Genomic DNA, 13,708 nt, shown 5'->3' with positions numbered 1-13,708 from the left:
ACCGCTCAATTAAAGTTTAACTGTTTATCTTTCACATTTTACTAACTGATAATGTTGAAATGCATAATTAACACACAGATAAAATCTGTGTTATTGCGCTGTACCTTGGCAAAGTTTGCTTTACTGGGCCACGAGATTTAGAATCCTGCTTCAACCATAGCACAATGAAATAAAGTGAAGCCATGAAACTGGAAACCGTCGATTATAGGGCCGAAGATGCGGCGCAAAAATTTGTCAAATCACTTCGAGAAACAGGGTTTGGAGTACTGAAAAATCATCCAATTCCCAAAGAACTCGTCGAGTCAATTTACGAGAACTGGTATCAGTTTTTTATGACAGATCGGAAGAATGAGTTCACATACAATGTTGAGACGCAAGATGGTTACTTTCCTCCTTCTGTTTCTGAAGTGGCGAAAGGGCATGCGGTCAAAGATATCAAAGAGTACTTCCATGTTTACCCTTGGGGACAAATACCGGAGGAACTAAAAGCGCAAATTTTGGATTACTATCAGCAAGCAAATAAGTTTGCTGAAGAGTTGTTGGGGTGGGTCGAAGCTCATGCACCAGCCGACATTCAGGACAAGTTTTCTGTGGCACTATCGGAAATGATTAGTGGTAGTGAAAAAACCTTGCTAAGAGTGCTGCACTACCCACCGATGACTGGCGAAGAAGAGCCTGGAGCGATCCGAGCTGCGGCTCATGAAGATATAAACCTACTTACTGTCCTTCCTGCATCTAATGAACCTGGTCTCCAAGTCTTGGGCAAGGATGGGCAATGGATTGATGTGCCCTGTGACTTTGGTAGTTTAATTATTAATATCGGTGACATGCTTCAGGAAGCGTCAGATGGCTATTTCCCTTCGACGACTCATCGTGTTATCAACCCAACAGGTGAGCGCCAAGAAAGTTCAAGAATTTCATTACCTTTGTTTCTTCATCCCAAACCTGAGGTGGTACTCTCAGAGCGCCACACGGCAGATACATACCTGACAGAGAGACTAAAAGAGCTTGGAGTGCTTTAGCAAAATTTGTTTAGCGGGCCAGTGAGAACTGGCTCTTTTTTTGGGTAATGATCGTTAAATCTTAGATATTGGCTCGACAAATCGACAATTTTAGCTTTGTATTATAAATAAACGCTAAATAATTTGGATATGAACGAACATCAGGAAGTCGCCGCCCAATTTGAACAGTATATGGAAAACCCATTGCTGTGGCCCATAATGGAAGTCTTGAAAAAACAACCTTCTGGATGGAAAGTTCACACACTTTCGTCCCATCTTTGCGATCTAGAACTTTTGCCTGTTCTCGATGCTTCACCGGAAAAAGATCTTTTCAAACGCAACTTCCTAATCATGAACGCTTTATATCAATTGCAAGAAACACTGTACCCAGAAAACTGGCTGCAAGTACAAGCAATGGATATTGTGTTGATGCCTCAGTCTCAAGTTTTCGGTCATGAAGTCGATCACGCAGACCCGCTCAGAGACTATTATCTTGATTGGCATAATTACGAAGCGGAAGAAGGTGAGGTGAAACGCTTATTGAACGAGTTTTGGACACGATATAGAGAGTTTGTTGGGAGCATTGATGTAAGCGATATGGATCGGACTAAAGCTCTGTCGTTATTCGAGCTTCCTATGGATGCAAGCCAAACTGAAATTCGTAAGACGTGGCGAAAGCTGGCTTTAAAATGGCATCCTGATAGGGAAAATGGCAATAGCGAACGATTCAGAGTATTGTGTGAAGCTTGGCATGTATTGAGGCATTGATAAGTGTGGTTAGCACACTTATCAATCCAAATTTATGTTAGGTGGCCCAATCTACTTTTTTTGCTGAAATCTTGCTCTTCTAAAACGATTCAGAGCTGCAATCACATCCAGTGCTCGGGGTTTTGCGAGATCACCATACTTGGGCATGTTGCCCAACCAATTTTTATCAAGCATCGTCTGAATTTCTTTAGTTGGATCATCAGATAGGCCTGTTTTATGGGCAAGCTCAAACCAAATCCAGCCTATGGCGTTTATCTCACAACTCGACTCTAGCTGTTCCAATGCAGAAAGATCTGTAAACTCCTTCCCGAAACGTAGCGAACTTGTTCCTTTTGCAGACACCCTAAACTTACCCTCAGCAAGAATTTTCTGTAGTACTGCTCGATTGAGCTGGCGAGGTGAAAAAGTAGACAAAGGAGTTAATGACTCATTAGTACGCTCAGTTGGATACTGTTTGATCACCTCTTTCGCTTTTTGAGTGACGTCTATAGCCTGATAATCATGCATTTGGATAACGTTATCGGCAATATCAAAATAGTCTCCTGAGCCACCCATAACCAAAATTGTTGATGTGTTTAGTGAGTCTCTAAGCTGGCCTATACGATCGACTAGAGGCGTTATCGGCTCTGCATCTTTGCTGACTAATGCTTGCATCCGTTCATCACGAATCATAAAGTTAGTGGCTGATGTATCTTCATCAATCAGGATTGCTTGAGCGCCAGCTTCTATAGACTCTTGGAGCCATGCAGCTTGAGAAGTTGAACCGGAAGCATCTTGAGTAGAGAAGTCACTCGTATCTCGGCCCATAGGTAAGCAGTTTATATAGTTAGATAGGTTTAGGCTATGGACACACCGACCATCTTCTGCACGAATTTTATTCGTATTCCGGTTAGTGACAATATACTCTCTTCCGTCTCCGGGGATATGGTTATAGATAGAACGCTCTATCGCGTTTAATAGCGTTGACTTGCCATGAAAACCTCCACCTACAATCAAGGTAATACCTTTTTTGATACCTAGGCCCGTCACTTTTCCTTTATTTGGAGTGATGATATCGATTTCCATCGAACTTGGGGCTGTAAATGGTTTGGCATCCTGCATAGGTAGATCACTGTTTCCAGCAATTCTCGGAAGTATTGACCCGTTACCTATAAAAGCAATTAAACCGAGCTTATCAAGCTCATCACGCATAAAGTCTTGGTCTTCCACAATCTGGCAGTGGAGCTCGAGGGCTTGCTTATCGATTTCTCTCTCTAATGTAGACCGCCTAATGTATTTAGGCAGGTGAAAAGTAAGCAGGTTGTCTGCTTTCTTACCAAGTACTGAGCGTCCTTCTGCTGGGAGGTTGATGCGAAATCTGAGTTCGATTCCTTCGTCAGTGAATAGGACCGCTGTAGAGTCTAATACTGTTTGCCCTGTTAAAGATATATCAAGGCTGTTTTCTTGTTTACAAAGCTGAGAGAAATAGCGTGCAATGAAATCACGCGCGGCGGTTTGATAAGATAGAGACTTTCCTTGCAACCATTGCAGTCCTGTCAGTGACCATGGGCGAACTGCTCGTACTCTCGAAGCTGATGCATAGGGATCGGACTGTACCTGATCGATCAGGAACCTGTAGTCACCAAAATCATACTCACCTTTGATTTTTTGGTAGGCACGATAGTTTTGTTTTTCAATTTTTTTTAGCGTCGCGGTTAACTGTTCCATAAAGCGATCTCAAGCGCGGTTCATTAGAAGCGAGGATTATAAGAACCGCATGCTACAGAGTAAAGAGAATCAATGCTCTTGAAGTATAACTTGACGGTAGAGATAGTATTCAAACTCATTGCTAGGTATTGGCTTAGAATATAAGTAGCCTTGGCCATACTCACAGCCTTCACTCACGATAAACTCTTCGTGCTTTTTATTTTCAATACCTTCGGCTGTGACTTTCATATTAAATGCACGGGCTATCCCTATGATGGAGCGAACTATTTCTTGGTCCTTACGACACTCATCGATTTTTTCAATAAAACTCTTATCTATTTTTAGGGCATTAAATGGGAATTTTTTTAGGTAATCATAAGAGGAATACCCCGTGCCAAAGTCGTCGAGTGACAGCGTCACTCCTAGGTTGCGTAAACGCTTGAGAGATTTTTCCATTACGATATCATCAATCACGATACCGCTTTCAGTAATTTCTAACTCAATGTTTTTGGCAGAAAGTTGGTGAGTAATGAGTAAATGTTCGAGCTCTTGTACAAATTCCAAGCTGTTGAGTTGGACAACAGAGACATTGATGGCAATTTTAAATTCGGAATTCCATTCTACCCACTTAGTACCTTTTTTGACTGCTTCGGTTAGAACAAAACGTCCTATTTCAAAAATAAGTCCATTTTTTTCGGCTATGTTAATCAAAGTTTCACTGGAAATGTCTCCCATTGTGGGGTGCCTCCAGCGTAAAAGAGCTTCTGCACCTATCCAAGCCCCGGTTTTTGTACAAACCTTAGGTTGAAAATGCAGAAGTAGATCATTGTCCCTTATTGCCTTGAGTAAATAAGACTCCATTTCTTGAGTGTCTGATGAAAAAATTGCTAAATCTTGTGAGTAATAACGGTAATTTTGTCCGCTATCTTTACTTGATAGAGCGACTTTTGAAGCAAATTTCAGCAGGCTATTTGGGCATAATGTATCTTTAGTCGTGCAAACTCCAATGTAAGCATTAAGATGAAATGACTTCCTATCAATCACAAATGTCGATTGGCTCGACTGCACGATATGTTTACACAGGTCATCAAGGTCGCTCTGGTCTTTTAAATCACTAACAACTAACACTAGATCGGCAGACGTAGGTAAAGAAGTAATAATTTTGTCATTTCCTTTATTTTTGATCTTCCGGTCAAACTGAATGAGAAGTTGTTTCCAAGTTATACTGTCGGTCTGTTCTTGAATCAGCAGTCCATTGATGAAGTTAATGTGTATAACAGCATCAAATTGTGTATTGTTTTGGGCTTTTTTTGCAAGTTTGGTTACCTCTTTTTCAAGGGCATGACGATTTAAGAAACCCGTTCTAATATCATGCCATCTCAGGTAATCAATGATTTCCTCGGCACGTTGCCGTTTCTTGATCTCTTGTTCAAGATACCCATTGACCATGTCCATATCATGGTTTCGTGCAACAACTTTATTTCTCAGTTCTATGTTTGTGTTCTTTAACTTTTCTTTTTGATAAAGAATCGATAACTGTAGTTCGATTGAGTTACGAAAGCTCGAGATAAGCTCTTGGTAACAAAACTTGGGTGAATAAACGTCTTTACCCCAAATACAGATTGTGCCGAATACATTGCCATTGGGCCATTTAATTAGTAAACCTTGACAAGAATCTGACCAGCTCTCATGAGACAAAAAAGTGTCTGAACCTGGGGTAAGCTTGTCTTGTTCGGCGAGCATTATATGTTCATCTTCTATCCAACAGCATAGATCTTTATTTTTGGCCCTAGATTTACTGATGTTGTATGAGCTCCATGCATTTTTATTTGATTTAACGGCTCTGGCTTTGTCTTTTTGGGTGTCTACAATCAATGCAGTGGGAATGGACATGATTTCAGCAATTAAGTTAATATTGTTTTGCCAGCTACTTGAGATATCTTCTGGGATAACTAAGTTGGCTGTATTGATGTGTGACATTGGTACCGAATCCTTTGCTGCTAACCGCTTTCATATAATAACTTTAAAGTCAGTAGCATTTGCCCATAGATGTTTGTCTAGTTGACTGACAGGAAGTGATACATAGACTGCATACTTCTGTGTTCTCAATGTTAAGAGCTGCCAATCCTACTGGTTTGTCGCGAAGAGGTCAGCTATATGAGCCTTTTGTTACATCCTGTCTCAGAATTGAGATATTTTCTTGCAAAGAGTCCAGAATTTGAGATAAGCCACGCTGTTCAAGGTTTGAACGGTGAATCAGAGGTGTTCGATCAAATTTTTGGCGACAAATTCTGCAATCCAAGGCTGTGCTTTTTCGTTAGGGTGCAGTCCGTCATCCATCATCCACTTAGGGTTAGTGATCACGCTTTCTAAGAAAAAGGGCAACAGTGGAACATCAAGTTGCTTCGATAGCATAGGGTATAATTCAGCAAAGGCTTGAGTATAGCGTTTACCATAGTTAGGCAGGATATGAATTTGCATAAGTAACGCTTTTGCCCCTCGAGATTGAACTAACTGGATAATCTGACGTAAATTATCTTGTATGAGTTTGGGTGAGAACCCCCTCAGACCATCGTTTGCCCCAAGTTCTATAAGGACGATATCGGGTGTGTGTGTGTTTAATAAGGTAGGTAAGCGGTCTAATCCATTGCCAGTGGTATCACCAGACACACTGGCATTGACCACGGTGAGTGCTCTGCCGGTTTTAGCGATGACATTTGGTAACAATGTCGGCCAAGCTTTATCAATCGACATTTGATAGCCTGCACTTAGGCTATCACCCAACACAAGAAGTTTGGCAGCGTTCAATGGATTTACGTAAGTGAGTAACAAGAGTAAGGAAAGTAATCGAATCATGCATCCATCCGTAATCAAAGCAGAGTCATTATCGAAACTAGTCTCTAACAAACAAGAACAATTAACAATCCTAGAGAACATAAATTTGGATATCAAGGAAGGTGAAAGCATCGCAATTGTTGGGACATCTGGAGCAGGTAAATCGACTTTAATGACTCTTCTTGCAGGCCTTGATACACCCACATCAGGAAGTATCTCACTTTTGGATAAACCGATAAGCGAAATGAATGACGAAGAGAGGGCGCTTATTCGTAGTGAATCAGTCGGGTTTGTATTTCAAAGTTTCCTTTTAGTACCAAGTTTAAGCGCTTTAGATAATGTGATATTGCCGTGTTTACTGAAAGGTGAACCGGAAGACAGAGAACGTGCTCAGCAGTTATTAGCTTCTGTTGGTTTAGAACACAGAATGCGGCATTTTCCTACACAGCTATCGGGAGGGGAGCAACAACGTGTTGCTTTGGCGCGAGCCTTTATGATTCAGCCTAAAGTGCTGTTTGCCGATGAGCCAACCGGAAACTTGGATCAAACAACAGCTGAAAAGGTGATTCAGCTTTTATTTGAACTCAACAAGCAACACGGTACCACATTAGTTTTGGTGACTCACGATATGCAGCTAGCTGACTTGTGCGATAGGCGACTCCACATTCAAGCTGGAAAATTGGAGGAATGCTGATGTGTTCATTTAGACCTCTCACAAATATCAGCAGAATGGTTTCGTGGAGTTTCAGTGAGATACGCAACGCCCACTTATGGCCAATCTCAGTTGCTATTACGCTAATTATTGCCTGCATATTTGCAATAACGGCTCTTGCAGAAAGAGTTGAGCAAGCTGTTGTTAAGCAGGGAAAGGAAGCTCTAACAGCCGATACTGTTTTTGTGTCTTCCAATCCTATCCCTGAGAGGCTTTACGAACTCACTCGTTCACCTGATATTTCTACCTCATTGCAAACCCGTTTTGCAACCATGGCGTTTAGCGACCAAGCCATGAAGTTGGTCATGGTTAAGTCAGTTGATAGTCGTTATCCACTTCGTGGCAATCTTGTTCTGGCTGACAACGAGGGTATACGATCGAGTGTACATCCAAGAGAGTTATGGCTAGATGAGCGCTTATTTACTATTCTAGACATTTCTATAGGTGACAATGTCACTATAGGTGATGCAGACTTTCAAGTGACAGGGCGTGTTGTTGAAGAACCAGGATTGAGCTTTAACCCATTTCAGCAAATGCCGTCAGTATATATACACGGTTCAGATCTCGATAAAACAGGCGCTATTCAACTAGGGAGTAGAGTTCGTTTTAGCCTCTTTATTAATGCTCAAGATTCATCAATTGAGTCTATCAAGCAAAATCTGACTTTGACCCCAAGTGATAGGTGGAAGGATCAGAATACCGCTAGTCGAACCAATGAGGTATTTCAACGCACCGAGCAATACTTGTCTTTAACTGTTGTGATTGTGGTTCTAATGGCCGCAACAATATTAGCATTTACTTGCCAGCATTATGTTGAATCTCGGCGTAAAACTATTGCTATGTTAAAGAGTTTGGGTGCGAGTAAAGTTTGGCTTATTCGCTGGATCTCAATTCAAATCTTGATTTTGTTTTCAGGCGCGATTATCGCAGGCGTATGTGTCGGTATTGCGCTTGAGTATTTTCTTCGTATCCCCTTGGTTGATGTTTTACCAACCCCTCTTCCAAGCTATGGACTAAGCCCTCTCTTTATCTCCGTTTTGACTAGTGTTTTGATCTGCATACCGGCACTTGGAATTCCTCTACAAAGACTATTGAACATTAATGCATTGGAGGTAATGCAACCTAAAGGTGACACAAACTGGAGTTATTGGACCTTTTCGTTGCTGTTGGTCCCCATAATACCCATGGTATGGGTCTACAGAGACAACACGCTAATATGGGTAGTGTTAGGAGGAGTTGTGTCGCTACTTATACTGCTCGCGTTTATCAGCGTTTTTATTATGAGGTTACTGACGAGTCTCAGGTTACCGACGTCTTTCAAGCTAGCTTTGAGTAGAATGAATCGTTCGCCAATAGCGACAAGCTTACAGTTTGGTGCGCTTGCACTTTCACTTATGCTGCTTGCGGTCATTTGGTTAGTGCGGAGTGATTTGTTATCGGATTGGCAAAGAACAGTTCCTGTGAATGCTCCCAATGCATTTGCACTTAACATTGCCCCCTATGAAAAAGACGCGTATCTCGATGCTCTTGATAATAATAATGTCGAAAGATCGGATGCGTACCCTATTATCAGAGGTCGATTAAGTAAAATAAATGGCCACGAAGCAAAAAAAGTCGCTCAAGGTAGAGAAGGCACAGATGTTCTGCGCCGAGAGATAAATTTCACCTATGCTACTGAGGTTCCAGATCATAACCTTTTACTCCAAGGCAGTTGGACGACACAAAAGGGAGTATCGGTCGAGTCTGATGTAGCGAAAGACTTGAATTTAGAGATAGGGGATAGCCTAGAGTTCGTCATTAATGGTCAAGTGGCGATAGCTGAAGTTAACAGCATACGTGAGGTTGAGTGGCGGGACATGAAGCCCAATTTTTACTTCATCTTTACCCCTGACGTGCTTAAAGATATCTCAGCTACTTACTTGGTGAGCTTTCGAGTCGAAAGCGATCAAGATCTATTTCTTAATGGCTTATCAAGAAATTATCCGACGGTAAGCTTGATGGATATTCGACAAATGGGCGCAAAAATTCAGCAACTGCTCGAGCAGATGGTTTGGTCAATCACTCTTCTCGCAGCATTGGGTGTTGTCGCTGGTGTATTGCTGATCTTTACACTTCTTCGTCTTAGTTTGAGCCAAAGACAAGAAGAAATAAGACTATACAGAACTTTGGGTGCTAGTAAGAGGCGAGTTATGAGAACTATTTGGGCTGAGTATGGATTACTGGCAATCATAGCCGGTTTGATTGCTGTACTCGGGGCTGAGTTAGTGGTTGCTGGTGTGGTTTCATTCGGCTTCGACCTCTCGCCAAGCCCTCACTTTGTTATGTGGTTTGTGCTGCCATCATTAACTTTTTGCACACTTGCCTTGGCGATAAATAGTTTACTCAATCAGCTGTTAGCCCCCACAAATAAAGAATTTGGTTAGGTTTGTATGTGCTAAGTTATCCAGTTATCCACAAAAACGGTGGATAAACTTTGGGATAACTTAGCCTGTAGATAACTTAGTATTGCTCTTGAAGCCTGCTGGCATAATGTGTAGGGATGTTTTGTTATTCACAGTACTGATTTTTATGTTTTTCATGAGATGTTAGTCAAGTGCTTTTTTGATTTTTTTTACTTGAAATTAGTTCATTTATCCCCTTTAAAAAATGTGATTTTTTTCACTGAATAAACTCAGTAAAATGTACTGATAATGAGCAAATTAGCGTCACATATGTTAGAAGAAAACAAAAAATCGGATAGGCCTACCATAGCAATCATCGGAGGTGGTATTGCTGGCTCTACGTCAGCTTTGCATCTGGCTGAGATAGGCTTGAACGTTGTGCTGGTTGAAAAATCGCCCTCGTTAGTGAGTGGTCCGCCTATTTGTCATTTGCATGCTGGAGGAAACTTATACAGAGATATTTCGGCCGATCAGTGTATAGAATTACTAAAGCAATCTATCGACTCTGTACGTCTATATCCTCATACAATCAATCGGCGTCCTACCGTTATCGCTGTACCTAAAAGTGATAGTGGGAATCCACACGACCTTATTGAGCGCTTAGAGACCATCAAATCTTGTTATCAGAAGTTGGTCGATGCTGACAACAGAAATCAAGTCCTTGGGTTACCGGCAGATTATTATAAATTGTATAGCTATGATGACCTTCAAACAGTGGCAAAACTTAATCAGAGTGCTCAACCTAGCTCTTTTGATGATTGGGTAATTCCTTTTGCCAAGTCTGTAGATATTGACTCCTTGCAGTTTCCGGTGATAGCTGTACAAGAATATGGTTGGAGTGCATTTCGTGTGGCGTCATCGGCAACCATTGTCCTAGAGTCACTGGACAACTGCCAACTATATACCGACACACAAGTTGTTGCTCTGAACAAAAATGATACAGGTTGGCAATTAGAATGCTTGAATGCTGAGGGTAAAACAATCCATATAGATGCCGATTATTTAGTTAATGCGTGCGGTTACGAAACGGGTAAGATTGATGATTTAGCGCTCGCACCGCGTGAGAGGTTGGTTGAATTTAAAGCCGCCTATGTGACATGTTGGGACGAATGTAATGAGTTTTGGCCTGAAGTGGTTTTCCATGGTCCCAGAGGCACGCCAAATGGTATGGCACAGCTTACTCCATACGCAGGTGGTGTTTTTCAATTACATGGAATGACAGAGGACATCACTCTATTTAGCGACGGACTAGTATCATCTAACAGTATGAGTTCTCAACCTCAGTTGCCTCAAAGACTTACCAAGAAACTCCACTCCGGTTGGGATAAATTCATGGCCTCAGAAAGAACTTACCGTGCAATTGATCATATGGCGAAATTTATCCCAAGCTATAAATCGGCACATGAACTTGGTACCCCTCTATTTGGAGCGCAACAAATCCCCGGTACCGACCAAACCCTTCGTGCTGCGGATGTCTCTTTTGAAGGGCAAAACTATGCAAGAGTTGAGGTAGTGAAGGGCTCTTCAGCCCTTGAAGCCGCTATGCGAATTGCTGATAATTGGAAGTTATTTAACTACGGGGGTTCTAGCATAGAATCTCTTCATCCGCTTAGCATGTCACTCACTGCTCGTGACGTAGAACTAAAAGCAGAAGAGCTTGCGATTCAGCGCAATTATCCTATTGAACTAGCGTTAATATATGGCAATTAAACTGATCCGTGTATAAGCTGATTTGATGAATCCATGTACTGATGGCTAAGACACCCCGTTATTCAGAATGGTGGCCACCACTCTCGTGCATATTAGTAACCAAAAAATCTTGCCCATTGGCACCAAACTTCTTGTAGGCCAAGTAGATCTCCTCTTACAAATCTAACTTTTTGCCCTGGTTTTGATTGTGCTAGTCTGGGGAGATCTATACGGGCGACGCAGCCTACTTTTGGATAACCGCCTATTGTCTGTCTGTCGTTAAGTAATATAATAGGTTCACCATCTGGAGTTATCTGAATTGCACCTAGTGCAATACCTTCACTCAGATATTCTCTTTGTGGAGGGGCAACGTAACCGTCACACAACCTATATCCCATTCTATCAACCAATTTACTAACGCAAAATGTCTGACTGTATAAAGAATCTAATGCGTCCGTTGAAAAGTCGTTTGCTTGATAGCCCTCAATTACTCTCAATTCAAGAGGTAAGTTGTAGTCGGGCTTGTATCTAAAGGTCATCTGTTTGGTTTGAGCTATCACTTCATGCGACTCAAAATGAATGATATCCCCAGCGTTGACCGGCTTTCCATTCTTGATACCGCCAAGCTGATCTCGCGTGACCGTCGCCGTACTCCCCAAATGAACGGGTACTTTAAACCCACCTTTTACCGCTAAATAGCTTCGTAGCCCGTTCTTGGGCAGAGCAAAAGAGAGAGTTTGCCCTTGGCCTGCGATAAAAGTCGACCAATTAACAATAGGTTGACCATCTAATTTAGCATTCAAGTCACCACCTGCGATCGCCATTTCACAGTTTGAGTGAATGAGAAACTCTGCTTGTCCCAACGTAATTTCCAATGATGGGCAATTAGTATGGTTACCAAGCAAATGATTTGCCCAGCTATAAGCGTAATCATCTACAGGGCCACCTTGAGTAATTCCTAAATGTGCAAGCCCGAAACGTCCAAAGTCTTGAATAAGCGTTTGTTGGCCTGGCTTAACGGCTGTGATCGCACAAATATCAGTCACTGCCACCCCCTCGTAATGCGTCCACCAAGATGAAGAAATTCGTCGTTAGTAATTGATTTAAAGCGTACCTTTGTTCCTATAGAGAAAGGCAGAACAGTTGATTTATCAGGCGTGTATAAATCTGTTGGGCAGTTTCCTATTATGTTCCATCCCCCCGGTGAGTCTGAGGGGTAAACGGCGGTGTTATTATTGGCTATTCCGACACTTCCTTTTGGCAACTTGACTCTAGGAGTGGATTTACGTGGCAAACGAAGCGCTTCAGTTATTGAGGAGAGAAAGGCAAAACCGGGAGCAAAACCAATTGCGCATACTGTATATTCCTCCTTGGTATGTAATCCAATAATATCGTCTAAGCTCAGACCTTTAGCTTGATACAGGCTAATCTCAGGACCCACATCTTGATGATAGTATACGGGAAGCTCGAGTACTTGAGTGTCGATACTATCAGGAAGGGCTTTAATCGCCTCTTTAACCAGTTTTTCTAAATAGGGTATAAATTCAAAAATAGAGACTCTATGGGGGAGGTAATCAATCAATATAGAGTCCATTGATGGCGTAACATTCATAATAATGGCGCCAAGCTGATTGGAAAGATATCTGCTTATCTCACCAATTAATAGATAAAGTTTATGACTACACTCGGCCTCAAAGCGAATGAGTATTGAGCATTCCGCTACAGGGTCAACAGAGGTTTCTATATTCACCTTTGTCTCCTTAGAGAGCATCTCTAATTTTATGTATCATTCTGATAGCTTGATCATTGTCACCGTGCACGCAGATAGTATCAGCCTCTATCGGGATTAGACATCCATCTATGGTTCGAACTTTTCCATACTGAGCGATTTGTTTGACTTGATCGAGAATCTCTTCTTCTTGGGACAGCACCGAACCTGACATTGAGCGAGGGGCAAGTTCGCCATTCGATAAATACGCTCTGTCTGCAAATGCCTCAAATAACAAAGGTAATTCATACTTATCGGCAATGTCGAGAAGCTTTTCATTGTCACTCATGGCTAACGTCATAAGTGGGACTCCAAAGCAAGCCACAGCATCAGCCACAGCGTCAAAAATAGTTAAATCGCGCAACATGCTGTTATACAAAGCGCCATGCGGCTTTACGTAACTAATCTGAGTGTTTTGACTTTCAGCCAATGCTTTCAAAGCACCAACTTGATAGATCACCATGTTTGTAATTGAATCTTTATCCATATCTAACTTACGTCTACCGAAGCCTTGTAAGTCGGGATAGCTTGGATGAGCACCTATTTGAGTGTCGTGCTTGATTGCAAGTTTTATCGTATTGAGCATAATATCTGGGTCAGATGCATGAAAGCCACAGGCTAGATTCGCCATATCGACCCATGGCATAATAGCTTCATCATTGCCCATTTCCCACATCCCGAAACTCTCACCCATATCGCAATTGAGAGTTATAGTTCGTTTTGTCATCGAGTAGATCCCAATAGTCATGCATATTCAATATGTTATAAAAATAACAGACAATCAGCGACTTTTTCATGATTTTTGTAA

General features: G+C 41.8%; 11 protein-coding genes. 5 read left to right on the top strand and 6 right to left on the bottom strand.

Annotated elements, in window-relative coordinates:
• Positions 1–182 precede the first annotated feature (182 nt).
• Both FIV01_RS16050 and FIV01_RS16045 read left to right on the top strand, forming a co-directional pair.
• Entirely contained in the window at positions 183–1,022 is an 840-nt protein-coding gene (locus FIV01_RS16050; RefSeq protein ID WP_152432004.1) for an isopenicillin N synthase family dioxygenase, read from the top strand.
• Positions 1,023–1,151: 129 nt separating this feature from the next.
• Positions 1,152–1,769: a DNA-J related domain-containing protein gene (locus FIV01_RS16045; protein WP_114786364.1), complete on the top strand. Its 618-nt coding sequence runs from the start codon at positions 1,152–1,154 to the stop codon at positions 1,767–1,769.
• Positions 1,770–1,820: 51 nt separating this feature from the next.
• Here the strand turns inward: FIV01_RS16045 and FIV01_RS16040 are convergent, their stop codons facing one another.
• From FIV01_RS16040 to FIV01_RS16030, 3 genes are all read right to left on the bottom strand, one after another.
• Positions 1,821–3,476, bottom strand: coding sequence for an ABC-ATPase domain-containing protein (locus tag FIV01_RS16040; RefSeq protein WP_152432003.1), 1,656 nt, complete (start codon positions 3,474–3,476; stop codon positions 1,821–1,823).
• Positions 3,477–3,545: 69 nt separating this feature from the next.
• Positions 3,546–5,435, bottom strand: coding sequence for a putative bifunctional diguanylate cyclase/phosphodiesterase (locus tag FIV01_RS16035; protein WP_152432002.1), 1,890 nt, complete (start codon positions 5,433–5,435; stop codon positions 3,546–3,548).
• 276 nt (positions 5,436–5,711) lie between these two features.
• Positions 5,712–6,311, bottom strand: coding sequence for an arylesterase (locus tag FIV01_RS16030; RefSeq protein WP_152432001.1), 600 nt, complete (start codon positions 6,309–6,311; stop codon positions 5,712–5,714).
• Between FIV01_RS16030 and FIV01_RS16025 the strand changes: the two genes are divergently transcribed.
• The 3 genes from FIV01_RS16025 to FIV01_RS16015 all read left to right on the top strand — a co-directional run bounded on the left by FIV01_RS16025 (position 6,310) and on the right by FIV01_RS16015 (position 11,153).
• Positions 6,310–6,984 (top strand): ABC transporter ATP-binding protein, encoded by a 675-nt coding sequence (locus tag FIV01_RS16025; RefSeq protein WP_152432000.1) that lies wholly within the window; start codon positions 6,310–6,312, stop codon positions 6,982–6,984. The two genes, FIV01_RS16030 and FIV01_RS16025, sit on opposite strands and share 2 nt — an antisense overlap.
• Positions 6,984–9,425 carry an ABC transporter permease gene (locus FIV01_RS16020; RefSeq protein WP_152431999.1) on the top strand — a complete coding sequence of 814 codons (2,442 nt, stop codon included), beginning with the start codon at positions 6,984–6,986 and terminating at the stop codon, positions 9,423–9,425. The genes FIV01_RS16025 and FIV01_RS16020 overlap by 1 nt, the downstream gene beginning before the upstream one ends.
• A gap of 288 nt (positions 9,426–9,713) precedes the next feature.
• The gene (locus FIV01_RS16015) at positions 9,714–11,153 is read left to right on the top strand and encodes an FAD-dependent oxidoreductase (protein WP_152432754.1); all 1,440 of its coding nucleotides are present in this window, start codon (positions 9,714–9,716) and stop codon (positions 11,151–11,153) included.
• Between the two features lie 92 nt (positions 11,154–11,245).
• On the opposite strand, the gene FIV01_RS16010 is transcribed toward FIV01_RS16015, so the two are convergent.
• The 3 genes from FIV01_RS16010 to FIV01_RS16000 are packed head-to-tail and all read right to left on the bottom strand — an operon-like array spanning position 11,246 to position 13,627.
• Positions 11,246–12,178 (bottom strand): 5-oxoprolinase subunit C family protein, encoded by a 933-nt coding sequence (locus FIV01_RS16010; protein ID WP_152431998.1) that lies wholly within the window; start codon positions 12,176–12,178, stop codon positions 11,246–11,248.
• On the bottom strand, positions 12,175–12,882 hold the full coding sequence (locus tag FIV01_RS16005) for a 5-oxoprolinase subunit B family protein (RefSeq protein WP_152431997.1): 708 nt from the start codon (positions 12,880–12,882) through the stop codon (positions 12,175–12,177). The genes FIV01_RS16010 and FIV01_RS16005 overlap by 4 nt, the downstream gene beginning before the upstream one ends.
• Positions 12,883–12,892: 10 nt before the next feature.
• Positions 12,893–13,627 (bottom strand): 5-oxoprolinase subunit PxpA, encoded by a 735-nt coding sequence (locus FIV01_RS16000; RefSeq protein WP_152431996.1) that lies wholly within the window; start codon positions 13,625–13,627, stop codon positions 12,893–12,895.
• Positions 13,628–13,708: the final 81 nt, after the last annotated feature.

It is taken from the genome of Vibrio aquimaris, assembly GCF_009363415.1.
GTDB lineage: Bacteria > Pseudomonadota > Gammaproteobacteria > Enterobacterales > Vibrionaceae > Vibrio > Vibrio aquimaris.
The sequence above is the reverse complement of the archived record's forward strand: the minus strand, read 5'-3'. Positions and strand labels throughout refer to the sequence as shown.